This window comes from Isoptericola maris (assembly GCF_048065335.1).
In the GTDB taxonomy this organism is placed as follows: Bacteria; Actinomycetota; Actinomycetes; order Actinomycetales; family Cellulomonadaceae; genus Isoptericola; species Isoptericola rhizosphaerae.
In genome coordinates, this window is sequence record NZ_JBLUNY010000005.1 from 200,010 (window position 1) to 225,711 (window position 25,702).

Genomic DNA, 25,702 nt, shown 5'->3' on the forward strand with positions numbered 1-25,702 from the left:
TGTCGTGGAGGCGGCAGGCGTCTGCCAGGCGGCAGCACGATGTCACACCCCGGTGCGGGCGATCTTGGAGTTGTGCACCTGCGCGCGGGGGCGGATCACCATGAGGTCCAGGTTGACGTGCGGCGGCCGGGTCAGGGCGTACCCGATGGCGTCGGCGACGTCGTCGGCCACGAGCGGCTGGAAGCCTTCGTACACCGCGGCGGCCTTCTCGGCGTCGCCGGCGAACCGCACCAGCGAGAACTCCTCCGTGGCGACCGCGCCGGGGGCGATCTCCACGACGCGGACCGGCTCGCCGGCGAGCTCCCACCGCAGCGTCGTCGAGAGCATCCGCTCGCCGTGCTTGGCCGCGGTGTACCCGGCGCCGCCCTCGTAGGCGCCGTGCGCGGCGGTCGAGGTCACGACGACGACGTCCACGCCCGGGCCGTCGGCGCCTGCGCCCCGCTCGGCCGAGGTGCGCAGCAGCGGCAGCACGGCCTTCGTGACCCGCAGCGTGCCCAGGACGTTGAGCTCGTACATCTGCCGCCACTGGTCGACGTCGGCGTCCTCGACCCGGTCGAGGCCGAACGCGCCACCGGCGTTGTTCACCACGCCGTCGAGCCCGCCCGTCGCGGTCAGGTGCTCGGCCAGGCTCGCGACAGCACCGTCGTCGGTCACGTCGAGCGGGAAGGCCTCGGCGCCGGTCTCGGCCGCGAGCGCCTCCAGCCGGTCGGCACGGCGGGCAGCGGCGACGACGTCGAACCCTTCGGTCCGGAGCCGGCGGACGGTGGCGGCACCGATCCCGGACGAGGCGCCGGTGACCAGGATGCGACGAGGTGCGTTCATGGCTCGACACTATCCGCGATCAGCCGACGCTGACCTGCACGGTGTGCCAGCCGGACGCTCCGTCGGGTGCCGGCGGGGCCTCGTCGCTGGTCTGGACCTGACCGGCGGTGTCGGTGGCACGCACCGCGACCGTGTGGTCCCCCGCGGTGGCGTCCCAGACGTAGCGCCACTGCCGCCACGTGTCAGGTCCTACCGTCTCGGCGACCTCGGCCGCCTGCCAGGGTCCGTCGTCGATGCTGACCTCGACCGCGTCGACCCCGGTGTGCTGCGCCCAGGCCACCCCGGCGACGACCACCTCGCCGGCGTCGACCGACCCCGACCGCGGCACGTCGATCCGCGACTGCAGCTTGACGGGGCCGAGGGCGGACCAGCCGCGCGGCGTCCAGTACCCCTCGTCGTCGGCGAACCGGGTCACCTTCAGCTCGGTGACCCACTTGGTGGCGGACACGTAGCCGTACAGTCCGGGCACCACGAGCCTCGCCGGAAAGCCGTGCTGCTCGGGCAGCGGCTCACCGTTCATGCCGATCGCCAGCAGCGACTCACGCTCCGGGTCGGTGAGGATCTCGAGCGGTGTGCCGGCGGACCACCCGTCGACGCTGGAGGACAGCACCATGTCGGCGTCCGCCTGCGGCCGCGCGCGGGCCAGCAGGTCGCGGACCGGGTAGCCGAGCCACAGCGCGTTGCCGACCAGGTCACCGCCCACCGGGTTCGAGACGCAGGCCAGGGTCACGTGGTGCTCCGTCATGGGCAGCGCGAGCAGCTCGTCCCAGGTGATCTCGAACGGTTCGTCCACCAGCCCCGTGACCCGCAGCGACCACTCGGCCGGGTCGACGGCGGGGACCCGCAGCGCCGTGTCGATGCGGTAGAAGTCGTGGTTCGGGGTGAGGTACGGCTCGGCGCCGGGCACCTTCAGGTCCGCGCCCGCCGGGACCGCCCCCGCGGGGCTCGCCGGTACCGGCAGCCTGATCGCCTCGCGGACGGCCTCGACCGCACGGCTGCCCGCGGAGACCGCACGGGCCGCCACCAGGGACACGACCGCCCCGGCCGCGGCGATCCCCGACCAGGCGAGGAACGTCCGGCGGGAGGCTCCGCCGTCGGGCACGGGGGTGCCGGCCGGAGCCGGGGCGGGGAGCCGGGCGACGAGCACGCGCAGCAGCGCGACCGACACCCCGACGCCGATCAGGCTGGGCAACATCCAGGCGGTCGTGGCGCCGGGGCGGTTCATCGCGACGAGCGCGAGGGCCACGCCCACGGCGCCCAGCAGGACGGCGCCCGACGGCGGCACCCGCCGTTCCAGCCAGCCCGCCAGCGCCGCGCCCCCGGCGAGGACCACGCCCATCGTGGCGAGCAGGACCGCCTTGTCAGCGGTGCCGAACCACTCGACGGCGACGTCCTTCAACCACGGCGGGACGACGTCGACGAAGGCGCCACCGAGCGCGAGCACCGGAGAGGCGACGGGGTCGACGAACGCAGCGACGAGCTCGGCCAGTGCCAAGCCGGCAGCGGCCGCCACGACCCCGGCGAGGGCCGCCCACCAGCCACCGGTGCTCCTGCTGCTCATGGGGTCCACTCTCCCACCGCCCGGCGCGCGGCGGGCTGTGCCGTCAGGAGGTGGCGAGGCGAGGCAGCTCGATGGCCGGGCAGCGGTCCATCACCATGTCGAGGCCTGCACCGCGCACCCGCTCGGCGGCGCTCTCGTCGATGACGCCGAGTTGGAACCAGACCGCCCGGGCGCCGATCTCGACGGCCTGGTCGGCGACGTCGCCCGCCAGCTCGGAGCGCACGAACACGTCCACCACGTCGACGTCGAACGGGATGTCCGCCAGGCTCGCGTAGCCCTGCTCGCCGTGCACGGTGGGGGCGGTCGGGTGGACCGGCACGACCCGCTTGCCGTGCTCCTGCAGCACCCGGGCGACCCCGTAGGCGGCACGCGCGGTGTTGGTGGACAGCCCCACGACCGCCCACGTGGTGGTGTCCTCCAGGACTCGCCGGATCGTGTCGTCGCCCTGCGGGGCCCGTGAAGTCGTCATGTCGGTGCCAACCGGGCGGTGCGGTGCCGTGTTCCCCAGACCGCCGAACAGCCTGGACGGTGTCATAGGCTGGTGAGGCGGACCACGGGCACCGGTGAATCGCTCGTCGGCGCGGCCCCTCCCTCTGGGTCGTAGGTCCCCCTCGGTGCGAGATGACGCGCCCGCCCTGCTTCTGCTGCGCCCGCTGCTGTGCGGCGCAGCGCTGACCGCTCGAGAGGGAGCCCTCCGCGTGCCTCGTTCGCACCTGCTCGTCCTGCCCGCTGCCGTTGCCGTCCTGGCACTCACCGCCTGCTCGCCCGGCGGCGACCCGGCCGAGGCCGCCCCGGACGATCCGGGCGCGCCCGGTTCGACGGCCGACGCCGGATACCCGCTCACGCTCGACAACTGCGGCACCGAGGTCACCATCGACGCCGCCCCCCAACGCGTCGTGACGATCAAGTCCTCGACCGCCGAGACGATGCTGGCGCTCGGGCTCGGCGACCGGATCGTCGGCGCGGCGTTCCTCGACGGCCAGGTGCCCGAGTGGCTCGCCGCGGACGCCGAGGGCACCGCCGTCGCCGAGCCCTTCAGCGACGAGGTCCCCGGCACCGAGGCCGTGCTCGAGCTCGAACCCGACCTGGTGTACGCCGGCTGGGAATCGAACGTGTCGGCGGAGGGCGTCGGCGACCGCGAGACGCTCGCGTCGCTCGGGGTGCACTCCTACGTGGCCCCCGCGGCCTGCAAGGACCCGGAGTACATGCCGAACCCGCTCACGTTCGAGGACGTGTGGGCGGAGATCCGCGAGGCGGGGAAGATCTTCGACGTCACCGGCAAGGCGGAGGAGCTCGTCGCGGAGCAGCGCGCGACGCTCGACGCGATCACGCCCGACGAGCGCCGCCTGGACGCGCTCTGGTACTCCTCGGGCAGCGACATCCCGTACGTCGGCGCCGGGATCGGCGCCCCGCAGATGATCCTCGACGCCGTGGGGCTCACCAACGTCGCGGGCGACGTCGAGGACACGTGGACCCCCATGGCCTGGGAGGAGATCGTCGACGCCGACCCGGACGTCGTCGTGCTCGTGGACGCCGCCTGGAACAGCGCCGAGGACAAGATCGCGCGGCTCGAGGAGAACCCCGCCACCGCGAGCCTGAGCGCGGTGCAGGCCGAGCGCTACCTCGTGGTGCCGTTCCCTGCCTCCGAGGCGGGTGTCCGCAACGCGGACGCCGCGCGGGACCTGTCCGAGCAGCTCGCCGGGATCGACGTCGATGACTGAGACGGCCGCGCGCGCCACCGCCGCGACCCCCCGTGCGGGGACGCTGTCGCGACGGCGGTTGCTCGCGTGGCTCGCCGGGACGACGACGGCGCTCGTGGGGACCGTCGTCGTGGCCGTGGCGATCGGCCCGGCCGGGCTGATGCCGTCGGACGTGGCACAGGTGGTGGCCACGCGCGTCGGCCTCGGCGACATGCTCGGGCTCGCCGCCCCCGACACGCTCACCGACGGCATCGTGTGGCAGCTGCGGATGCCCCGAGTGCTGACCGCCGCCGCCGTGGGGGCCGGGCTGGCGGTGTGCGGCGTCGTGATGCAGTCCCTCACCCGCAACCCGCTCGCCGACCCGTACCTGCTCGGCCTGAGCTCGGGGGCGTCCTTCGGCGCGGCGTGCGTGCTGGTCCTCGGCCTGACGGCGGTGCTGCCGGTCGCGGCGTTCGTGGGGTCGACGGCGGCACTCGTCGCCACCCTGGCGCTCGCGTCGGCGTCGGGCCGCGGCGCCGGCGGACTCTCCCCCGCGCGGACGGTGCTGGCCGGGCTCGCGGTGTCCCAGCTCGCCGCCGCCGCGACGAGCTTCGTCATCTTCTGGTCCGCGAAGGGCGACCAGTACCGCGAGATCCTGTCGTGGTTGCTGGGCTCCGTCGCGGGTGCGACGTGGACGTCGGTGGCCGTGGCCGGCGGCGCCGCGCTCGTCATCGGTGCCGTGCTGGCCTCGACCGGGTCGCTGCTGGACGCCTTCACCTTCGGGGACACCTCGGCTGCCGCGCTCGGCGTGCCCGTGGCCCGCGTCCGGTGGGGGCTGCTGCTCGCGGTGGCTCTGCTGACCGGTGCGCTGGTGTCCCAGTCGGGTGCGATCGGGTTCGTCGGGCTGATCCTGCCGCACGCCGTCCGGCAGCTCGTCGGGGCGCGGCACCGCGCGCTGCTGCCGCTGTCCATGCTGTGCGGGGCGACGTTCCTGGTCTGGGCGGACACCGTGGCCCGCACCGTCTTCGCCCCGCGCGAGCTGCCCGTGGGGATCGTCACCGCCGCCATCGGTGCCCCGGTGTTCGCCGTGCTGCTCTGGAAAGGACGGGCCCGCTCATGACGCAGACCTCCGAACGCTCGGCTCACGTCGCGGATGCCGCGCCGGACGCCGGCCTCGCGGCCGAGCGGGTGCGGTGGTCCGTCGGCGGACGCCTGATCCTCGACGACGTCGACGTGACCGCTCCGCCGGCCGCCGTGACCGGGCTGCTCGGCCCCAACGGGACGGGCAAGTCCACGCTCCTGCGACTGGTCGCCGGGGTGCAGCGACCTGACGGCGGACGGGTCTCGCTGGCCGGGGCTGCCGGCGCGGAGGACCTGCTGGCGATGCCACGCCGTCGGCGGGCCAGGATGCTGGCGTTCGTGGAGCAGGACGCCGCCACCGAGCTCCCGGTCACGGTGCTCGACGCCGTGCTGCTCGGGCGCACCCCGCACCGGTCGCTGCTCGCCGGTCCCACGGACGACGACCAGGCGCTCGCCCGCGCCGCGCTCGACCGCGTCGGCGCCCTGGCGCTGAGCGCACGCGACGTCACCACGCTCTCCGGCGGCGAGCGCCAGCGCGTCCACATGGCCCGCGCGCTCGCCCAGGCGCCCCGCGTCCTGCTGCTCGACGAGCCGACCAACCACCTGGACGTGGCGGCCCAGCTGGCGACGATGCGGCTCGTGCGCGAGCTCACCGTCGAGGGCGTCACCGTGCTGGCCGCGCTGCACGACCTCTCGCTGGCCGCGGCGACCTGCGACCACGCCGTCGTCCTCGCTCCGGGCGATGCCGGGCACGTGGTCGCTGCCGGGCCTGTCGACGAGGTGCTGGTGCCCGAGGTGATCGACCCGGTGTACGGGGTGCGGACCACCGTGCTGCGCCATCCCCGCACCGGCCGGCCCGTCCTGACCTTCGAGGAGGTCTGACGGGATCACGCGCTCTCGGTGAGGTCGACGACGTACCAGCTCCCGTCCGGCCCGGCCAGGAGCGTCGCCCGGAGGCCGTACTGCCCGGCGGGGATGTGGTCCTCGCCCTCGGGGGTGCGCAGCGTCGTTCCGGTCGTGTGCACCCGCGTCTCCAGCAGGTAGACGTCCTTGTCCATCTCCGGGTCGAGATCCTCGGGTGCCACGACCTCCTCGGCGGGCACCCGCCGCACGAGCTCGACGCGCGAGGGCCCCGCCTCGATCTCGATGCCCGCAGCGACCGCCTCTAGGGCGATGTCGCGTTTCGTCGCGCAGGCCGCACACTCGGGTGCCGACATCCTCTCCAGCTCGCCGGCGTCCCCGGTGCGGTAGACGCGCTGCTCCAGGGCGAGATACTGCTCCAGCGCCGCCACGGCGCCGTCGACGTCCGCCTCCGGGGTGTCGGGGGCCGGGGTGCTCTCGACGGTGCTCCCGGTGGTGCCCTCGATGGGGTCCGGGTCGGCCGGCGGAGGATCCTGCGCCGGACCGGCGCAGGAGGCCGCCAGCAGGGCCGTCGCGACCGCAGTCGCCACGCCGATGATCGCCCGGCGCGGGCGACCGGCCGAGCGGGTGCGCGGTGCTTCGTGTGCTCTCATGCCGGGCGACGCTACGACGACGGGGCAGCCCCGCGCCGCCGTCGTCCACAGCCTGTGGACAAGTGCCGGCGGGTGCCCGCCGGGCCGCAGCCGGCGGCGACATCCGGCAGGATGGACGCATGGCTACCGACCTCTGGATCACCGGCGACACGGCCACGGACACGCTCCTCGGCGACGATCCGTTCGCGCTGCTGATCGGGATGCTGCTCGACCAGCAGTACCCGATGGAGCACGCGTTCGCCGGACCCCGCAAGATCCTCGACAGGTTCGGGACGCTCGAGCCCCGCGCGATCGCCGACGCCGACCCGGACGAGTTCGTCACGATGGCGACCACTCCCCCGGCGATCCACCGGTACGGGCGCTCGATGGCGGGCCGCGTGCAGGCGGTGGCCCGCGCCGTCGTCGACGACTACGACGGCGACGTGACGCGGATCTGGACGGAGCCCGGAACCTCCGGCGAGGCGCCGACGGGCGCCGAGGTCGTCAAGCGGCTCAACGCCCTGCCCGGCTTCGGCACGCAGAAGGCGCAGATCTTCCTGGCGCTGCTCGGCAAGCAGCGGGGCGTCGAGCCCACGGGCTGGCGCGAGGCGGCGGGCCACTACGGCGACGAGGGGTCGCGCCGGTCGATCGCCGACGTGACCAGCGCCGAGTCCCTGCAAGAGGTCCGCGCGTTCAAGAAGGCGGCCAAGGCCGCCGCGAAGGAGACCAGGTGAACGACGGCACGACGACGGGACGCCCGGAGCACTCCCAGGGCGGCACGTACACGGTCGAGGGCCAGGAGTTCGTGCGCGACTCGAACTACATCAGCACACGCGTCACGCGCGACGGCGCCGACGGCTATCCCGTCGAGGCCGGCCGCTACCGGCTCGTCGCCGCGCGGGCCTGCCCCTGGGCGAACCGTTCGATCATCGTGCGCCGGCTGCTCGGTCTCGAGGACGCGATCAGCCTGGGCCTGCCGGGCCCGACGCACGACGAACGTAGCTGGACGTTCGACCTCGACCCCGGCGGCAAGGACCCGGTGCTGGGCATCGAACGCCTGCAGGAGGCATTCTTCGCGCGCGACCCCGACTACCGGCGCGGCATCACCGTCCCCGCGATCGTGGACACCCGCGACGGTGCCGTGGTCACCAACGACTACCCGCAGATCACCCTGGACCTGTCGACCGAGTGGGCCGAGCACCACCGCGAGGGTGCGCCGCGGCTGCTGCCGGAGGACCCGGCCGAACGCGCCGAGATGGACGCGGTGATGCGCCGCGTCTACACCGAGGTCAACAACGGCGTGTACCGCTGTGGGTTCGCCGGCTCCCAGGAGGCTTACGACGAGGCCTACGCCCGGCTCTTCACCGCGCTGGACTGGCTCGCAGAACGCCTCGCGGAGCGCCGGTTCCTCATGGGTGGATCCATCACCGAGGCCGACGTACGCCTGTTCACCACGCTGGTGCGGTTCGACGCCGTCTACCACGGGCACTTCAAGTGCAACCGGAACAAGCTCACCGAGATGCCGGTGCTGTGGGCCTACGCGCGCGACCTCTTCCAGCTGCCCGGGTTCGGCGACACCGTCGACTTCGCGCAGATCAAGGAGCACTACTACGTGGTGCACACCGACATCAACCCGACGCAGATCGTGCCCGCCGGACCCGACCTGCGCGGCTGGCTCGACCCGCACGGGCGCGAGTCGCTCGGCGACGACCCGTGGGGCGGCGGCACCCAGCCAGGTCCGGTGCGCGACGGCGAACAGGTGGCGGCCGGGCACAGCCCGCTCGCGCCAGGATGACCGGCGGCGCCGACGTGCCGCGCCCGAGCGGCAGTGCCGCCGTCAGGCCGGGGGCCGGATAGGCTCGGGCGTCATGACCTCCCTGCTCCCTCTCGGTACAGCCCCGCGCCCTGCGACGGGTGACGACCTCTCCGCACGGCTGCGCGACGCCCTCGGCGACGCGGCCGGCGGTCAGGTGCACGGACTCGACCAGGCGCGGATCGAGGCGAACCTCGACGGCGCGGACGTGCACTCGCTCGAGATCGACCTCACGGGGGTGGCGTTCGTCCCCGTCCAGGGCGAAGCACCCGAGGCCCCGTCGTGGGATCCCGACGTCGTCTCCCGCGACGAGGCGGTGCTGCGGACGCTTCGCCTCGACGCGCACCCCCTGACCGCGGTCGACCTCCCGGTGGACCTGGCTGCCGAGCTGCAGGGCGTGCTGTTCGCATGGGTGGCCGGAGCCGACGGCTCCGTCGGGGCCGAGCTCGTCGAGCCGTCCGAGGACGCGCCCGTCACCGGGAACGCGCGCGTCGCGGTCTCCCGCGAGGGGCTGGCCGGCACCGTGCGCGGGCTGCTCACCGTCGCCCTGGCCGGCAACGGCATCCAGCTCACGGACTTCGACCTGCGGATCGACCAGACCGGCCCACGGGACGCCGCCATCGCGATCGGCGCGTCGATCAAGAAGGGCATGTTCCTCTCCGCGAAGATCACCGCGACCGCGTCGGCCGCGGTGGACGACGCCATGGTGCTCACCGTGGGCGACGTCCAGCTCTCCAGCGGCAACCCGATCGTCGGGGCGCTCCTCGGGACGATGAAGGGGCGCGTCGAAGAGGTCGCCGGCCGGCGGATCGACCTCGCGGGCGCGCTGCCTCCGGGCGTGCGCCTGAGCGACGTGCGGCTCGACGTCGGCGACGAGATCGTGCTGACGGCGCAGCTGGGCTGAGCCGGCCGATCACCGCGGGGCGTCGACCAGCTCCCGGGTGGACGGCGAGGGCTCGACGCCGAGCTCGCTGCGCAGGGTCCGTGCGAGGACCTGGTAGGCGCGACGGGCCTCGCACAGGTTCCCCTCGGCGAGGTGGATCGCGATGACCGTGCGGTGCGCGCTCTCGCGCAGCTCGTCGGCCCGCACCGCGGCGAGCGCGGCGTCCAGCGCCAGTCCGAAGCGCCGTTGGTCGGCCAGGTGTCGCGCGCCCTCCTCCAGCACGTGCAGGCGCAGCTGGTGGAGACGTTCACGCTCGGCGGCCAGCCACTCCTCGTCCCAGTCCTGCAGCAGCTCGCCCGCGGTGGCGTCGAAGAGGTCCGTGTCGACGTCGTCCGCCCCGAGCAGGGCCTGCGAACGCTCGACGAGCCGTGCGACGTCGACGTCGGTGCAGTCGAGCTCGACCGTGCCGTGCGCGGAGACGACGAGGCCGCGCGCCACGTTGTTGATGCGCCAGAGGCTCGTCCGCAGGCAGGCCAGCGCCCGCTGCTCGACGGTCGCCGGCCAGAGACGACCGGCGAGCTGGCTCCGACCGGTACGACCCCGCAGCGCCAGCAGCGCCACGAGCCGCTGGGCGCCCACGGGCAGCGTGACCGCCCGACCGTCGACCTCGAGCACGAACCCGCCCAGGAGCCGCAACGACACCTGCGGTGCCGGCCGGGGCGGCGGCAGTCTGCGATGTCCCTCGGTCCCCATCGGATCCCCCCTCACGGCGACGGCCAACCCGCGCGGTACGACGCGCGCCCCTGCGCACGCTCCCTCCTCTTGACAAGAGGCGTCCACCCTCGCCCTTGATACGCGCCGGGTGACGACGGCGTGACACCTGCGTGACGCCGTCGGCCCAGCATGGCGGGCATGAGCAGCTTTCCGGGCAATCCGCGGGTCCTGCCGGGCGCCGTCGTCGCCGTCGACCCTGTGAGCCCGCTCGCCCGCATCGTGGTCTTCCAGTACAACCCTGACGAGGTGACACGCCAGATCCGGCCGCGGACCCCGCCGTCCGGCGCGGGCGGCGGATCGGACGCCCAACGCATCTGGGGCGCACCGACGGAGTCCATCTCGATGACCCTCGAGCTCGACGCGACGGACGGCATGGAGGCCTCCGACCCCGTCGCGACCACCGCCGGGGTCGCACCGCAGCTCGCTGCCCTCGAGATGCTGCTGCACCCCAGCGCCGCGTCGGTGGCGATCAACACGGGGCTGCTGGCGGCCGGCACCATCGAGGTGCTGCCCCCGCAGGGACCGCTGACGGTGCTCGTCTGGGGCCCGGGCCGGGTGGTACCGGTGACCGTCGAGAGCCTGTCGGTGCGGGAGCAGGCGTTCAACCAGGTCCTCGCGCCGATCCGCGCGAGCGTCGACGTCGCGCTGAGCACCCTGACGTACGACGACCTGTCCCCCACGAACCCCGGGTTCGCCCTGTACGTGGCGCACCACGTCGCCGCCGAGGCCCTCGCCTCGGTCGCGGGAGTCACGGGCGCGGTCGGTGCGGGCGTCGAGCTGTCGGTGGGAGGCTGAGATGTCCCGCTACGACGACGTCGAGACCGCCACCCTCGAGGTGGTCGCCGCGGACGGCACCCGTCGCAGCGTGCGCTACCACCGCCGTCGGAGCCTGCCGCCCCCGGCCGGAGACGCCGGCGACGGCGCGCCCGCGCCACGCCACACCGTCGTGCCCGGCGACCGGCTCGACCTCCTGAGCTACCGGTTCACCGGTGACCCGCTGGGGTTCTGGCGCCTGTGCGACGCCAACGCGGCGCTGGACCCCGACGAGCTCGTCGACGCCGAGGCCGTCGGCACCGAGATCGTCGTGCCGCAGCCGGGGGTGGGGGGACCATGACGCTGCTGGGTGTGCACCTGACCGTGCTGGCGGGGCGGACCGTACCGGTCCCGCTGCCGCCCGACGTCACGTCCCGCGTGCGTGGCGTGACGGTCACGGAGTCGGACGCCGGCCGCTCGGCGTTCACGGTCACGCTCGACGCGGGACGCAGCGGCCCGACGGCGGCCCTCGACACGTCGCTGCTCACGTCCTCGCCGCTGCGGGCCAACGCGCGGGTCGTGGTGATGCTCACCGTGGGCGCCGTCCCGGTGGTGCTCGCGGACGGGATCGTCACCGAGACGGCGCTGACGCCCGGCAGCGCCGACACCGCTGCCGAGCTGCAGGTCACGGGCCACGACCTGTCCCTGCTGCTCGACCGGCACGAGGCCCCCACCGAGCACGTGGGCCTCGACGACATGCTGCAGGTGCTCAAGATCGCGGCACCGTACCTGCCGCAGGGCGTGGTGCCGCAGGTCGTCCCGCCGCCCGCCCTCGACCCGCCGCTGCCCATCGAGCGGATCCCCACCCAGCAGGGCACGGACTGGGAGCACCTGGAGATGCTCGCGCACTACCACGGGTACGTGGTCGCCATGGTCCCCGGCCCCGCACCCGGCACGAGCACCCTGTACTGGGGCCCGCCCGTCCGCGCCGGGGCGCCTCAGCCCGCCCTGTCGGTCGACCTCGGGCCGGACACGAACGTCACCGGCTCGCCGCGGTTCCGCGAGGACGCGCTGGGCCCCGAGCTGGTCGAGGGGCAGGTCCAGGACCCGCGGCTCGGCACCGTGGTGCCGGTGCGCACCGTGGGTTCGCTGCGCCCGCCGCTGGCCGCCCTGCCGGTGTGGGCCGTGCAGCAGCCCGACGTGCGCACGCGGCAGTACCGCGACTCGGGCGTGCCCGCGACGACGGCGCTCGCCAGGGCCCAGGGGATCACGGACTCCAGCATCGACTGCGTCGAGGCGACCGGCACGCTCGACGGCGGTGCGTACGGCTCGGTCCTGCGGCCCCGCGGGCTGGTGGGGATGCGCGGCGCCGGATGGTCGCACGACGGCCTGTGGTACGTGCGCAGGGTGCAGCACCGCGTGGCGCGCGGCAGCTACACGGCCGACTTCACGCTGGTCCGCGAGGGCTACGGATCGACCGTCCCCGTGGTGCGGGTCTGAGGAGGCAGCGGTGAAGTTCTACGGCAAGTACCGGGGAACGGTCGAGAACAACCTCGACCCGCTGCAGCTGGGCCGCGTCCAGGTGGCGTGCCCGGCGGTGCTCGGCACCGGCAGCCTGAGCTGGGCCATGCCGTGCACCCCGTACGCGGGCGACGGCGTCGGGCTGTTCCTGGTACCACCGGTGGGCGCGAACGTGTGGGTGGAGTTCGAGGGCGGCGACGCGGCGCTGCCCATCCTCGGCGGCTGCTTCTGGGGCACCGGGCAGGTGCCTGCCGCGCCGGCCGTGGCCGAGACGAAGGTGCTCAAGACGGAGCACGTGACGATCGAGGCCAGCGACCTGCCGGGCGGTGGCGGCCTGACGCTGGCGGCCGAACCTCCGGCGGTCACCCTCCCTGTCGAGATCACGGCGACGAGCTCCGGCGTGGAGATCAGCACGGGTGCGGCCTCGGTGAGCGTCACGAAGACGTCGGTGTCGCTGAACCAGGGCGCCCTGGAGGTGACGTGATGCCGGGCCTGCTGCTCACCACGACGGCCAAGGTGGCGTGCGCCCACCAGGGTGCGGCCAGCCCGTCGGCCGGGGCGCCGCGCGTCAGCCTCGGCGGAGTGCCGGCGGTGCTCCAGACCGCTCCGTACACGGTGGCGGGCTGTGCCGCACCGCCGCAGACCGGCGGTCCCGACGCCACCGGGACGTGGACCACGGGCACCACCCGGGTGACGGCGAACGGCGTGCCGCTCGCCGTCCTCACCTCCACCGGCACCTGCGCACCCACCGGGGTGCCGATGCAGGCGCAGTCGACCCAGACCCGGGTGCGTGCGACATGAGCCCGTCCGCACCACCTCCGTCGCCGCGCCGGGTCCGGGCGGCACGGCACGTCGCGTTCCCGCTCCGCATGGACGCCGGGGGCCGTACCGACGTCGTCGACGACGAGGCGTACCTCAGCGGGCTCGTCGAGCAGGTCCTGTTCACCGCGCCCGGCGAGCGCGTCAACCGGCCGGACTTCGGCAGCGGCGTCGGGCGGCTCGTCTTCGCCCCGTCCGACGACGCTCTGGCGTCGTCCACGCAGGCTCTCGTGCAAGGTGCTCTGCAGCGGTGGCTCGGCGACCTGATCCGCGTCGAGGAGGTCCACGTCACGTCCGTCGATGCTCGACTCGAGGTGCTCGTGACCTACCTGCCGTTGTACGCCACCGGTCCCGAGCAGTCCCGCACGCTGTCGGTCGGCGGCCCGGCGGGTACGCCGTGAGCGCCGTGACGTTCGCACCCACGTTCTCGGCCGCCATCGACCGGGAGGCGCGGCGTGCCCTCGTCCGCGGGCGCGCCGACCTGGACGGCGTCGACTTCGTCCAGGTGCTCTCGAACCATGACGGCAGCCCGGGCCACGTCGCGGGCGCACCCGCCCAGCGCACGCTGCTGGTCCACCTGCTCAACGGCCCCGTCCCGGGCGGGTGGGACGCGGCGACGGTGGGCGTGGCAGGGGGCGTGCGCGAGGACCCGGACCTCAACCCGGTCGGCGTCGTCTGGGCGTACGGAGCCGTGGCCGTCGCCGGGACCGCGACGACGCCGCCCACGGAGCCACTCGACGGTGTGACCGACGCCGACAGGAGCCTCGTGGAGCAGACCCTCGCCGACGACGACGTCCGCGAGCGTGCCCTCGTGGTGCGGACCGACTCCTCCGGCGACCTGTCCACGTACACGCTGCGGCTGCTGGGCGCCGGCGGCGCAGGGGTGCCCGACGGCGTCGACCCGGCCCTGGCCACCGCGTCGTTCCGGTTCGGCGTCGACTGTCCCTCGGACCTCGACTGCCAGGTGCCCGCCGTGCCGCTCCCCCCGGTCGAGGCCCTGGCGCCCGGCGACTACCTCGCGCGGGACTACGAGGCGCTCCGCACGCGCCTGCTCGACCGGCTCGCCGCGCTGATGCCCGGATGGAGCGATCGCAGCCCGGCCGACCCGGCCGTCATGGTCGCCGAGCTCTACGCCGCGGTGGGCGACCGGCTGGCCTACTGGCAGGACGCGATCGCGGCCGAGGCCTACCTCGGCACGGCCCGCCGGCGGGCCTCGGTCCGCCGGCACGCCCGGCTCCTGGCCTATGCGGTGCACGAGGGCTGCTCGGCCCGCACCCTGCTGGCCCTGACCACCGATACCGCCCTCGACCTGCCTGCCGGCACCCCGGTGGCCGACGTTCCCTCCGGGGCTGCCGGACCGGCCGCCCCACCCGGCAGCGTCGAGCCCACCACACCGGTCGAGGCGTCGGACGCGGGCCGGCTCGTGTTCGAGACGTCCACCGCCCTGCGGATCTCCCCGGCTCGCAACGCCCTCGACCTGTACGCCTGGGGTGACGACGACCACGACCTGCCGGCGGGGACCACGGCGGCGTTCGTGCGCACCCCCGCGGGGATCGACCCGGTGCTGCGTGCCGGTGACCTGCTGGTCCTCGCCGAGGTCCCCGTCGGGGGCGAGGCGCGCCTCGGTGACCCGGCCCTCCGGTTCCCCGTGCGCCTCGTGGCCGACGCCCGTCAGCACACCGACCCGCTGGACCCGGCCGGCACCGTGTGGGAGGTCCGCTGGCACCCTGCCGACGCCCTGCCGGCGCCGCTGCCGGTGTCCGAGCCCGGGACGGCGGAGGCCCGCGCGGTGGCTCTGGCGAACGTCGTGGTCGCCGACCACGGGGCGACGGTGCGGGACGAGGCCCTCGTGCCGCCGAGCGTGCCCTCCGGCATCGACTACCGGCCGCGTCTGCAACGTCCCACGCTGTCCCGCGTCGATCCCGCGATCGACCCGTCGGCACCGGCGGCCTCCCTCCTCGCTCCCGACCCACGGCGCGCGGCCGCCTCGCTCCTGCTCGACGACGGGCTGCGCACCTGGCTGCCGCGGCCCGACCTGCTCGGCAGCGACCGGCTGGCCACCCACCTGGTGGCCGAGCCCGAGCCGGGCGGGGTGACCCGGCTGCGGTTCGGCACCGGCAGGCAGGGGCGCCGCCCCGCGGTCGGGACGAGTCCCCTGGCCACGTACCGGGTCGGTACGGGGACCACCGGCGACGTCGGCCCTGACCGGTTGGTGCGGCTGCTGGTGCGCCCCGACGGTTCCGATCCCGTCGGCGGGGCCGGCGTGCAGGTCTGGAACCCGGTCGCGGCATCCGGGGGCCGGGAGCCCGAGCCTCTGGAGCAGGTGCGTCAGCTCGCCCCGGCGGCGCTGCGCACCCAGCACCGGGCGGTCACCTCGCAGGACTACGCCCGGGTCGCGGAACAGCATCCCGGGACCCAGCGGGCGGTGGCCCGACGGCGGTGGACGGGGTCGTGGTACGCGCAGGCGGTCACGCTCGACCCGGTGGCGGCGCGCGACGACGACCCGGTGCTGCGCGCCGAGGTGCTGGCCGCGCTCGAGGTGCGGCGCATGGCCGGGGTGGACGTGACGCTCGAGCGGCGCCTGCACGTGCCGCTGGAGATCGTCGTGGGTGGCTGCGTCGAGCCCGGCTACCTGCCCGGTGACGTCGTGGCACGGCTGCGCGAGGTCTTCTCGGCGAGCCGGCGCCCGGACGGCGGCCACGGGTTCTTCCACCCGGACCGATTCACGTTCGGGCAGTCGCTGGCGGCGTCGGACGTGGTGGCGGCCGCGATGGCCGTCGACGGCGTGGCCTGGGTCGAGCTGCGCCGGTTCGCGCGTGCCGCGGCGTCGCGATCAGAAGCGGCGCAGAGCCTGCGGACGGCGGAGATCGTCATGGCGCCGCGCGAGCTGCTGCGCTGCGACTCGGACGCGAACCGGCCGGAGGCGGGCCACATCGAGTTCGCGCTGGGAGGCAGGCCGTGAGCGCCGACGACGTGCCCTACGAGCCGTACAATCCGCCCGGTCAGAGCGAGCTCGCCTGGCGGGTGTCCCCGCACGGCGCGACGCTGGAGCGGCTGCGCGCCGCCCTGGCGGACGGCGACCACCTGCCGCCGGTGCGTTCGCTCGCGACCCGCAGCGCCCGCGATCCCGCGGTCGCGCTGCTCGACGCGTGGGCGGTGGTGACCGACGTCGTCTCGTTCTACACCGAGCGCGTCGCGACGGAGGGCCTCCTGCGCACCGCGACGGAGCAGCTCTCGGTGCGCGCTCTGGCCCGCACCCTGGGATACGAGCTGCGCCCGGGCGTCGCGGCGCAGGTCGAGCTCGCGCTGGAGGCCGAGACCGCCCCCGGCGCGCCGGCGTCCGTCGTGGTCCCCGCGGGTACGCCCGTGCAGACGGTGCCCGCCCCCGAGTCGCTCCCCCAGGTCTTCGAGACCACGGGTGAGGTCGTCGCGCGGGGGGTGTGGAACACGCTGGCGGTGCACGACCGCGTCCCCCAGACGCTGGGCTTCGGCACCGTCGACGTGTGGCTGACCACGACGACGTCGGGCGTGGCCCTCGGTGACCGCCTGCTGGTGGTGGGCGCGGAACGGCGTGCGGTCTCCCCCGGCGACCCGCACTCCGCCGACCACGAGCGGTGGGACTTCCGGAAGGTCACCGCGGTGGACGTCGCCCCGCCGGAGGCGCCCGGCTGGACCCGGTTGCAGCTGGACCGTCCGATCGGCTACCGCAGGGCGCGTCCGCTCGTCGCCCGGGAGGACGTGCGGGTCTACCGCCTGGCGACCCGGTCGTCGCTGTTCGGGTGGAACGCCCCGGACCCCGGGCTCCTCCAGGGCCGGCAGGACGGCTGGGACGACTACGACCTGCCCGCGGGCGGCCGGGAGCTCGAGATCGACGGGGACGCGGCCGCCATCTCCCCCGGCTCGTGGATGGTGCTGGAGCAACCCGGCCGCACGGAGTCGTACCGGGTCACCGACGTCGTGCCCGACGGCGCGACGAAGTTCGCGCTGTCGGGCCGGCTCACGCGCGTCACGGTGGACACGCCGGAGGGCCTGGCCGCCTTCCGACGGAACAGCGTGCTGGTGCACGCGGTCAGCACGGAGCTGCCCGCAGCATGGATGCCGCGTCCCGACGCGGTGGGGGCCGGCGACCCCGGCACCGGGCACACGCTGGAGCTGACGGCCACCGACCCTCCGCTGGACCCCGAGCGGCTCGTGCTGGTGGCGGGCACCACCACGGCGGGCGACGAGCAGGTCGAGGCGACCACCGTCGTCGCGGTCGACCAGGTGAGCACGCCGCCCGGCGGCGGTGGAGCCCCGGGGCAGGTGGTCCAGCGCGTCACGCTCGAGCCGCCGCTGCGCCACGACTACCTCCCGGGCACGGTGCGCGTGCACGGCAACGTGGCGCACGCGACGCACGGCGAGACCGTGGACCAGGTGCTGGGCTCGGGCGACGGGCGCGCCGAGTTCGCCTCGTTCCTGCTGCGCCGCCCCCACCTGACGTACGTCCGCACGACGACGAACGCGACCGGGGCGGCGGCCGCGCTCGAGGTCCTGGTCGAGGGTGTCGCGTGGACCGAGGTCGGGTCCTTGCACGACGCCGGACCCACCGACCAGGTGTACGTGGTGCGCCAGGACGACGACGGCCTGTCCACGGTGACCTTCGGCGACGGGACCCACGGCGCACGGCTGCCCACCGGCACCGAGAACGTGCGCGCCGTCTACCGGGTCGGGATCGGCGCCGACGGCGCGGCGGAGCCCGGGCAGGTGTCGTTACCGGTGCGCAAGCCACGAGGGATCGCGCGGGTGCGCAACCTGGCGCCCTCCCGCGACTGGGCACCGCCCGAGGACCTCGAGTCGGCCAGGGCGAACGCGCCGCAACGGGTGCGCACGCTCGACCGGGTGGTGTCGGTGGACGACTACGCGGACTTCGCCCGCACCTACTCCGGCGTCGGCCGGGCCCGGGCGGACCTGGTGTGGGACGGCCGCCGCGAGACGGTCGTGGTCTCGGTGCTCGCCGCCGACGGCGGACCGGCGTCCGGCTCCCTGCTGGCCGACCTGGCGGCGACGATCGGTGCCGCCCGTGACGTGCGCGCCCCGCACGTGGTGCTCCCCGGCGAGGTGCTCGACGTCGGGGCACGGCTGAGCGTCCAGGCCCACCCGCGTCACGAGCCCGAGACGGTGCGCGACGCCGTCCGGTCGGCCCTGCTGACAGAGTTCGGTGATCTCCCGCTCGCCACGCCCGTGGCGGCGTCGCAGGTGCTCGTGACCGCCGCGGCCGTCGACGGGGTCGTCGCCGCCACCGTGCCGCAGCTGGTCGCGCTCGGTGCCACCGCCGTCGGTGACGACCTGCTGGTCGCCGCCGCCGCCCGATGGGCCCGGGACGCCCTGCTGGCCGCTCAGGCCCTGCGGCTGACGGCGCTCGACGTGGAGGTGACCTCATGACCAGGTCCGCGCGCGAGGCCGCCGTCACGCCGGAGCGTCGTGCGGAGCGCACCGCCTACCTCGCCTCGCTGCTGCCCGCCCACGTCCGCGAGCGTGATGAGGCCGCCGGCGGTCTGCTGCACGCGCTGCTGGAGGCGGTCGCGGGTGAGCTGGCCGTCGTCGAGGACGACCTGCAGCGCCTGTACGACGCCTGGTTCGTGGAGACCTCACCGGAGTGGGTGGTGCCGTACCTCGGCGAGCTCGTCGGTGTCACGGGCCTGCCCCCGGACCTGGGCGACGCCGGACCTGGGCGCCGGGCGGTCGTGGCCAACACGATCGCGTACCGGCAGCGCAAGGGCACGGTCGCCGTGCTCGAGCAGGTGGTCCGTGACGTCACCGGGTGGCCGGCGATGGCCGTGGAGCTCTACCGGCTGCTGGCCACCACGACGCACGTCAACCACGTGCGCACGGACCGCCCGGCGTGGGCGTCGCTGCGCAGCGCGGCCGACGTCGAGCTCGCCTCCCCGCGGCTCGCGTCCGGGGCGCTGACGAGGACGGCCCGCACCGGGGAGGTGCGCGCCGTCGCCCCGGGCCCGACAGGTGGCCGGGGCCGCTACGGCATCCCGAACGTCGGCGTCTTCGTGTTCGGCCTCCAGGTCTACGACGCCGTCGCCCAGCCGGCCCACCGCGACGACGACGGCGTGGTGACGACCTGGCACACCCACCCGCTGGGGCTCGACCAGCCACTGTTCGCCCCGCCGGCCGTCGAGGAGTCGGTGGAGCACCTCGCCGGCGAGGCCGACCTGCCCGTACCGTTGCGTCCCCGCCGGTTCCTCACCGCCCTGCGAGCGGCCCGCGCCGGGCAGCCGGGCGAGCCCGTCCCGGTGGCGGTGCGCGTCGAGGACGGTGCCCCGCTCGCCCCGGACCGGATCCGGGTGTGCGGGCTGGAGGACCTGGCGCCGACGGACGGCTGGCAGGTGATGGTCGACGTCGTGACCGGACGCCTGCACCCGTACCTCGACGGCGCCGCCGGCACCCCGGGCGCGCTGCACGTCGACCACGCGTACGGCGCGGTGGCGGACGTGGGCGCCGGCACGCAGGACCGCAGCGGCGCGCACGAGGACACGCTCGCCGCGGACGCGTTCATCGGTGACACCGACCGCGGCGGCGCGGCCGTCCTGGGCGTCCAGAGCCAGGTGGCGGTGCGGTCCGTACCACCGCCGCAGGCCGGCGAGCCGGACCTGGAGGTGTCCGTGGCGGACGCCGTCACGACCGTCGCGGACACCTGGGCGGACCCCGGGAGCACGGGCGGCACCCACGTCGTGTCCGTGGGTGACTCCGAGGAGTACGCCGGGGTCGGCATCGACGTCCCCGCCGAGACGCGGCTGGTGGTCGTCGCCGCCTCCTGGCGCGGTCGCAGGCTGCTCTCGGGAGACGTCGAGGCGCCCGTGCCCGGCGTGTACTCCCCCGAGGGCCTGCGCCCCCGGGTGGTGGGCGACGTCGTCGTCACGGGCGCCGCGGGCAGCTCGGTGCTGCTGGACGGCCTGGTGGTCTCCGGCGACGTCGTGGTGAGACCCGGCGACCTGGGATCGCTCACCCTCGGCCAGTGCACCGTGGCCGGCCGGGTCCGGGTCGAGGCCGACGAGGCGGTGGGGCCGGAGGCGGCGAACCGTGGCCTGACCGTGACCCTGCGACGCAGCGAGGTCGGCGGCGTCGACCTCGCGCCGACCGTCCCGCGGCTGCGGATCACCGACGGCGTCGTCGACCCGGCCCTCGCGCCCACCGGCCCCGTCGAGGCGGTCGACGCGGCGGGCGCCCACGCGGCCGTCGCCGGGACGACGCTGCTCGGTGACCTGCGGTGTCGCGTGCTCGAGCTGACGTCCAGCGTGTGCGACGGCGTCGCGAGCGTCGTGGACGCCCAACGCGGCTGCACCCGCTACTCCTACCTGGGCCCCGGCTCGCGCACTCCGCGACGCTACCGGTGCGTGCCGCCGTCGGACACCACGACGACCGACGCGCCGTCGTACGTCTCGACGGTGCCGGGATCGCCCTCCTACGCCGCGCTCGCGCCGAGCGCACCGGCCTCGATCCGCCGCGGCGGCGAGGACGGTGCCGAGATGGGCGTGCACCACCACCTCCACCGGCCGGGGCGGATCGACGCGGCGCGACGTCTCGTCGCGCCGTACGTCCCGGCCGGGCTGCAGATCGCGATGTTCGGGAGCTGACCATGCACGCAGACCTCACACGATGGACCTTCGACCCGGCGCTCGGCTACCGCTCGGTGCTCATGCAGCAGGGCCGGGTGCTCCTCGACGCGGAGTGGAACGAGCAGGCCGCGATCACGGCGCACCACGACCAGGTGCGCACCACCGACGTCGTCGGCCCGGCAGGCGGTCCGGAGCCCGACGACGGCGGACCGGGACCGTTCGCGCTGGTCTCGCTCGCGGACGGGGCCCCGCCGGCGGGAGCGGCCTGGTCGGACCTCGCGGTGACGCCCGGGCGGTACTACGTCGACGGGGTGCTCGCGGCCGCCTCCCCGAACCCGGACACCGCCGCTCCCGGCGCCTGGCCCCTGGCGAACCAGCCGCACCTGCGCACCATCGGCGCCGGCGTGGTCGCCGACCCCGGCCTGGCCGAGCCCGAGGACGACGGCCGGTACGCGGCCTACCTGGAGGTGTTCGACCACCTCGTCACCGCGGACGAGCGCCCGCAGCTCCTGGAGTCCGCACTCGGCGGCCCCGACACCGCCGTACGCGCGCAGACGGCCTGGCAGGTGCGCCTCGACCCGCTCGACGGCGAGGTGTGCTCCGATCTGACGGCCGCGGCACCGGCCGCACCACGGCGGATGGTGGCGGCGCTGCGCGAGGCGGACGACGACGTCGACCCGTGCCGGATCGTGGGCGGCGGCGGGTACCAGCGCCTCGAGAACCAGCTGTACCGGGTCGAGGTGTTCGACGTGGAGCCGACGCCACGCTTCGTGTGGTCGCGCGAGAACGGTTCGGTGGTGGCCGGGCTGCTCGACCTCGACGTGTCCACGGCGACCGGGGCAGACTCCGCGCTGAGCATCGATCGCCCTGGCCGCGACGACGAGCTGTCGATCCGCCAGGGCGACCTGGTCGAGGTGACGAGCGCCGACCGCAGGCTGCGAGGGCTTCCGGGTCTCCTCGCCAGCGTGGTCGCGGTGGCAGACCTGGTGCTGCACGTCGCGTGGGCCGACGCCGCCCCGACGTCGGTCGCAGCACTCGGCCGGGCGCCCGTGGTGCGGCGGTGGGACGGCGGGCCGAGCCCGCTGCGCACCACCTCGACCGACCTCGAGGGCGGCATCACGGTGCGGTTCCCGTCCGGCGGCACGCCGCAGGTCGGAGACTTCTGGCTGGTCCCGGCCCGCACGGCGCGGCTCGCGTTCGGCGTCACGGCCCGGCAGGGCACGCTCGAGTGGCCGTGGGACGCGCCGGACCCGCAGCCGCCGAACGGTCCGGCACGCCACCGCACGCCGATCGGCATCCTGGAACGCTCCGGCGGCACCTGGTCGCTGGACTCGGACTGCCGACACCTGTTCCCGCCGCTGACCCGCATGGCGGCGATCGACCTCGTCGGCGGTGACGGCCAGGAGGCCATGCCCGGCGACGAGCTGGACGAGCCCGTCCGCGTCGTCGTGCGGCAGGGCGGGGTGCCGGTCGTCGGCGCACCGGTGCGCTTCACCGCCGCCGGTGGGACGCTGCGCGACGCGAGCTCCGGCGACCCGCTGGGTGGGTCCGGGGTCACGCAGACCGGTCCCGACGGCGTGGCCGCCGTCCGCTGGACGCTCGACGAGGGCGCCGGGACCACGCAGACGCTCACCGCCGTGCGTCTCGACGACACCGACACGGAGACCGGGACCGCCGTCGTCGTCACCGGGCGGCTCAGCGTGGCCCGGCAGGTCGCGTGGGATCCGGCGTGCGAGGGCTTCGCGAGCACCCGCACGGTGCAGGAGGCGCTGTCGCAGGTGGTGACCACGCCCATGCTGCGCCTCCTCGGCGGTGATGGCCAGGAGGTCCACAGGACCGGGCAGACCGTGCCGCAGCTGGTCCGCGTGGTCGTGGACAGCCCGTGCGGGCCGGTCACCGCGAAGGTCGTGGCGCGCGGGTCGGACGGCGCGCGCGTGGCGGGGGTCGAGGACGGCTCGGCGGTCCCGCCGTCCCTGCCCGACGACGTCACGGAGGTGGCGGTGTCAGAGACGGACCGCGCAGGGGTCGCCGCGTTCGTCTGGCAGCCGCGGCTCGGCGACGGCACGCGCGAGCGGGGCCCGAGCGACGTCCTGACGATCACCCTCGCCGAGACGCCGGAGGCTGCCGCCGTGCAGGTCTCGGCCCGGCTCGACACGGCCGACGCGCGCACACCCGGCCTGCACGTGACAGGCGTGTCGTTCCTGGACGGCGGCGCGTTGCGGAACGACACGCTCGTCCAGACGAGTGCCATCTCCTCCGGAGTCGTCATCGACCTCGACGGCGAACCCCTGCCGACCAGCGTGCAGGGCAAGCCCGTGGCGCGGCTGCTGCTGGACCTGCCGTGGCCGACACCGGCCCTCGGCAACGACTTCGACCTCGGCACGACCTTCGCCACCCAGACGATCACGCTCGACGGCGAGACGAGCGCTGACGCCCGCCAGATCGTCTGGCAGCCGAACGACGGGCTGGGCGACGTGCTGGCGCGGGTCCGCGACCAGGTCCTGAAGTGGCAGGAGTCGGGTCAGGTACCGGACGGGACGCTGCCGCTGCGGATGCGATTCCAGCTCGACGGCTGGGCGGTGGTGGCTGCCGACGACCCGGCCCTGCACGTCAACGGCCAGGCCACGGTGGCCATGGACGACGGTCGCAGCGCCCTGGTGTTGCCGACCACCGACGAGGTCACCGGTGGCCGCTTCGAGACGTGGTTCTGGTTCGGCCGGCAGCGCCTCGTCGTCCCACCGGTCATCGTCGACGACTTCGAAGGCCGCACGCGCGGGTTCGTCGAGCGGAGGGCGATCGAGGCCGGGCTCGAGCTGCGGGTCGAGGAGATCGATGCGCCGGGCGTGCGTGGCGGCACGGTCGTGTCGACCGAACCGGCACAAGGTGCCGAGCTGCCGCCCGGCGAGCTGCTCACGATCCGCGTGGCCCGCGGTGTGAACGGCTGAGGTCGTCGTCATGGGCGGCGCCCTCGCGATGCACCCCGGCGGGACCGAGCGCGCCGTCGACACCTCGACGCCCGGTCCGGCACCTGCGCCGGCACCGGCCCGCGACCCCGCCGGCAGCGCCGTCGCGGACCATGATGTCGCCGGCGTCCGGCCCACCCGGGCAGGCGCTCCGGCCGGGCCCGGCGTCCGCGAGCTCTCGTCCGGCCGGTCAGTTCGTGAGATCGGCATCGTCAGCAGCTCGGGCGGTGTCCGGCTGCGCGAGCAGCCGTCGACCTCTGCGGACGTGCTCGGTCACCTGCCGCTCAACACGCACCTCTTCGTCGACTCCGAGAGGCGGGGCTGGTTCTTCGTCGGTCTGAACGACGGGCGCATCGGGTACTGCGCGGCCGAGTACATCAAGACAGACCTTCCGGAACCGAACGCCAACCTGTACCAGGTCCGGTCCGGGGACACGGCGTTGGGGATCTCCCTGCGTCACTACCCGGGTGCCGCCGTCTGGGGAAGTGATCACCGCTTCTTCATCAACGCGCTCGTCCACGTCAATGCCGGGCCAGGACTTCGGGGGATCGACAAGCCTCGTGCCGATGCGAGCTGGGCCGAGACGCAGGTCCGGGCCGGATACTGGATATGGATCCCGAGCCTGCCCTTCCTGCGCAGCCTGCGAGACCGCGTCTCCTCGGGATCGATCAGCTACGAAGCGTGGGACGCGGTCAAGACGGCGGCTGCTGCCGTCGCCGACTTCGTCATCGGGACGGGGGCCTTCATCGTCGGGCTCCTGCACGGGGCGCTCGAGTCGCTGTGGGATGTGCTCGCCGGCGTCGTCGGACTGGTCACCATGGTGTGGGACGTGCTGCGGAGCGTCCTGACCGGAAGTCTCCTGTCCGATGCCCGAGGACTCTGGAACGACATCAAGAACCTCGACTGGGGCGAGCTCGTCGAAGGGTGGATCGATCAGTTCGACCGGCGCTGGAACGCGTCGTCCGTCGCCAGCAGGTGGCACTTCCGTGGATGGGTCACGGGCTACGCCGTCATGGAAGTCCTCATGCTGGTCCTCTCCGGGGGGATCATCAGCGGCATCAAGTGGGTGGGCAAGGCGGCGAAGCTGGCCGGGGTCCTGGCCGCGATCCCGCGCGTGGCGAGGGCCGCGGCAGCGTTGCGCCGGAGCCGGCGCGCGGCGCAGCTCGCCCGGAGGCTCCGGCGCAGCGACGGGACACCCGGCGGTACCGGGGGCGGTGCGCCCCGACGCTCCCGGGGTCACACCGCCGAGGGTGTCGGAGACGACTTCACGCACGGCCCTCTGCCGGAGGTGGCGGACGACATCCCGGTGCAGACCAGGCGGGGGCCCAGCCGCTCCGAGGCCGAGACGCTGGAGGACTACGCCGACGCCATGCGACCCACCGGCCCGGGGAGCAGGCGCAGCCCAGCGTCCTCCGCGGCACGCGAGAGCGGAACGGGAGGGGCCCACATCCGCGAGAACCTCTACACCGGAACGACCCAGACGCGGGTCACCCGAAACCTCGTCCGGCACGGTGTCCTCGAGGTCACCGAGGACACCCTGCGGGTGCTCGACCCCGACAGATACCTGCGTTGGCTGCGTCGTGCCTACCGACGGCACGGTGGCGCCCACCTCGACCCGCGGGTGGAGGCGGCCGTCCGGCGCTACGTCCAGAGCGACGACCGGCTCCCCACGGTCGGCGTGAACCCGGCGGCCCGCGGATCGAGCCGTGCGGGGTCGCTGCCGGGGACGCACGCCGAAGTCCTCGCGGTCAACGACGTCCTCGCCAGCGGTGGATCGGCGCGGGTCGTCGTCGCCACGGTGCGCCGGACCGGCGGTCACTTCGCCGCATGCCTCCACTGCGGCGGCATCCTCCGAGAGCTCCGGCGCTCCATTCCCGAGCTGCGCATCGCGACCGGGTCGGCCAGGTGAGATCGGCCCCGAGCCGGCACCCGCC

Annotated in this window: 22 protein-coding genes; 17 read left to right on the top strand and 5 right to left on the bottom strand. The window is 74.7% G+C overall.

The window, feature by feature from the left end; genetic code table 11:
* Positions 1-42: 42 nt before the first annotated feature.
* The 3 genes from ACH5HR_RS10065 to ACH5HR_RS10075 are packed head-to-tail and all read right to left on the bottom strand — an operon-like array spanning position 43 to position 2,852.
* Positions 43-822, bottom strand: a complete 780-nt coding sequence (locus ACH5HR_RS10065) for an SDR family oxidoreductase (protein ID WP_402375461.1) — start codon at positions 820-822, stop codon at positions 43-45.
* 19 nt (positions 823-841) lie between these two features.
* Positions 842-2,383, bottom strand: a complete 1,542-nt coding sequence (locus ACH5HR_RS10070) for a molybdopterin-dependent oxidoreductase (RefSeq protein ID WP_416477664.1) — start codon at positions 2,381-2,383, stop codon at positions 842-844.
* Between the two features lie 43 nt (positions 2,384-2,426).
* Positions 2,427-2,852: a CoA-binding protein gene (locus tag ACH5HR_RS10075; protein WP_402375465.1), complete on the bottom strand. Its 426-nt coding sequence runs from the start codon at positions 2,850-2,852 to the stop codon at positions 2,427-2,429.
* A gap of 229 nt (positions 2,853-3,081) precedes the next feature.
* On the opposite strand from ACH5HR_RS10075, the gene ACH5HR_RS10080 reads away from it, so the two are divergent.
* The 3 genes from ACH5HR_RS10080 to ACH5HR_RS10090 are packed head-to-tail and all read left to right on the top strand — an operon-like array spanning position 3,082 to position 6,024.
* On the top strand, positions 3,082-4,104 hold the full coding sequence (locus ACH5HR_RS10080; RefSeq protein ID WP_416477665.1) for a putative F420-0 ABC transporter substrate-binding protein: 1,023 nt from the start codon (positions 3,082-3,084) through the stop codon (positions 4,102-4,104).
* Positions 4,097-5,182, top strand: coding sequence for a putative F420-0 ABC transporter permease subunit (locus ACH5HR_RS10085; RefSeq protein ID WP_416477667.1), 1,086 nt, complete (start codon positions 4,097-4,099; stop codon positions 5,180-5,182). Before ACH5HR_RS10080 ends, ACH5HR_RS10085 begins: the two co-directional genes overlap by 8 nt.
* Positions 5,179-6,024: an ATP-binding cassette domain-containing protein gene (locus ACH5HR_RS10090; RefSeq protein ID WP_402375470.1), complete on the top strand. Its 846-nt coding sequence runs from the start codon at positions 5,179-5,181 to the stop codon at positions 6,022-6,024. Before ACH5HR_RS10085 ends, ACH5HR_RS10090 begins: the two co-directional genes overlap by 4 nt.
* A gap of 5 nt (positions 6,025-6,029) precedes the next feature.
* Here the strand turns inward: ACH5HR_RS10090 and ACH5HR_RS10095 are convergent, their stop codons facing one another.
* Complete coding sequence (locus ACH5HR_RS10095) at positions 6,030-6,656, bottom strand: hypothetical protein (protein WP_416477668.1); 627 nt, start codon at positions 6,654-6,656, stop codon at positions 6,030-6,032.
* Between the two features lie 119 nt (positions 6,657-6,775).
* Here ACH5HR_RS10095 and ACH5HR_RS10100 point away from each other — a divergent pair, with 119 nt between their 5' ends.
* The 3 genes from ACH5HR_RS10100 to ACH5HR_RS10110 all read left to right on the top strand — a co-directional run bounded on the left by ACH5HR_RS10100 (position 6,776) and on the right by ACH5HR_RS10110 (position 9,352).
* Positions 6,776-7,369, top strand: a complete 594-nt coding sequence (locus tag ACH5HR_RS10100; RefSeq protein WP_416477670.1) for an HhH-GPD-type base excision DNA repair protein — start codon at positions 6,776-6,778, stop codon at positions 7,367-7,369.
* Positions 7,366-8,430, top strand: a complete 1,065-nt coding sequence (locus ACH5HR_RS10105) for a glutathione S-transferase family protein (protein WP_416477672.1) — start codon at positions 7,366-7,368, stop codon at positions 8,428-8,430. Before ACH5HR_RS10100 ends, ACH5HR_RS10105 begins: the two co-directional genes overlap by 4 nt.
* Before the next feature lie 73 nt (positions 8,431-8,503).
* On the top strand, positions 8,504-9,352 hold the full coding sequence (locus ACH5HR_RS10110) for a hypothetical protein (RefSeq protein WP_416477674.1): 849 nt from the start codon (positions 8,504-8,506) through the stop codon (positions 9,350-9,352).
* Positions 9,353-9,361: 9 nt separating this feature from the next.
* Here ACH5HR_RS10110 and ACH5HR_RS10115 read toward each other — a convergent pair whose 3' ends face one another.
* Positions 9,362-10,033 (bottom strand): AfsR/SARP family transcriptional regulator, encoded by a 672-nt coding sequence (locus ACH5HR_RS10115; protein WP_402375480.1) that lies wholly within the window; start codon positions 10,031-10,033, stop codon positions 9,362-9,364.
* A 210-nt stretch (positions 10,034-10,243) separates the two neighbouring features.
* On the opposite strand from ACH5HR_RS10115, the gene ACH5HR_RS10120 reads away from it, so the two are divergent.
* Genes ACH5HR_RS10120 through ACH5HR_RS10170 form a run of 11 tightly spaced genes read left to right on the top strand, consistent with a single transcriptional unit; the run spans position 10,244 to position 25,677 of the window.
* Positions 10,244-10,900, top strand: a complete 657-nt coding sequence (locus tag ACH5HR_RS10120) for a hypothetical protein (RefSeq protein ID WP_402375482.1) — start codon at positions 10,244-10,246, stop codon at positions 10,898-10,900.
* Position 10,901: 1 nt separating this feature from the next.
* Positions 10,902-11,219, top strand: coding sequence for a LysM peptidoglycan-binding domain-containing protein (locus ACH5HR_RS10125; RefSeq protein WP_402375484.1), 318 nt, complete (start codon positions 10,902-10,904; stop codon positions 11,217-11,219).
* Entirely contained in the window at positions 11,216-12,358 is a 1,143-nt protein-coding gene (locus ACH5HR_RS10130) for a hypothetical protein (RefSeq protein ID WP_416477677.1), read from the top strand. Before ACH5HR_RS10125 ends, ACH5HR_RS10130 begins: the two co-directional genes overlap by 4 nt.
* Before the next feature lie 10 nt (positions 12,359-12,368).
* A complete protein-coding gene (locus tag ACH5HR_RS10135; protein WP_402375488.1) occupies positions 12,369-12,863 on the top strand; it encodes a phage baseplate assembly protein V in 495 nt (164 codons plus the stop codon).
* Positions 12,863-13,180, top strand: coding sequence for a hypothetical protein (locus tag ACH5HR_RS10140; protein WP_416477678.1), 318 nt, complete (start codon positions 12,863-12,865; stop codon positions 13,178-13,180). The genes ACH5HR_RS10135 and ACH5HR_RS10140 overlap by 1 nt, the downstream gene beginning before the upstream one ends.
* Entirely contained in the window at positions 13,177-13,599 is a 423-nt protein-coding gene (locus ACH5HR_RS10145; protein ID WP_402375492.1) for a GPW/gp25 family protein, read from the top strand. The genes ACH5HR_RS10140 and ACH5HR_RS10145 overlap by 4 nt, the downstream gene beginning before the upstream one ends.
* Positions 13,600-13,604: 5 nt before the next feature.
* Entirely contained in the window at positions 13,605-16,160 is a 2,556-nt protein-coding gene (locus ACH5HR_RS10150; protein WP_416477680.1) for a baseplate J/gp47 family protein, read from the top strand.
* Positions 16,157-18,619, top strand: coding sequence for a baseplate J/gp47 family protein (locus tag ACH5HR_RS10155; protein ID WP_416477682.1), 2,463 nt, complete (start codon positions 16,157-16,159; stop codon positions 18,617-18,619). The genes ACH5HR_RS10150 and ACH5HR_RS10155 overlap by 4 nt, the downstream gene beginning before the upstream one ends.
* Entirely contained in the window at positions 18,616-20,823 is a 2,208-nt protein-coding gene (locus ACH5HR_RS10160) for a phage tail protein (protein WP_416477683.1), read from the top strand. The genes ACH5HR_RS10155 and ACH5HR_RS10160 overlap by 4 nt, the downstream gene beginning before the upstream one ends.
* 2 nt (positions 20,824-20,825) lie before the next feature.
* Complete coding sequence (locus tag ACH5HR_RS10165) at positions 20,826-23,750, top strand: DUF6519 domain-containing protein (protein WP_416477685.1); 2,925 nt, start codon at positions 20,826-20,828, stop codon at positions 23,748-23,750.
* Positions 23,751-23,760: 10 nt separating this feature from the next.
* Positions 23,761-25,677, top strand: coding sequence for an SH3 domain-containing protein (locus ACH5HR_RS10170; RefSeq protein WP_416477686.1), 1,917 nt, complete (start codon positions 23,761-23,763; stop codon positions 25,675-25,677).
* Positions 25,678-25,702: the final 25 nt, after the last annotated feature.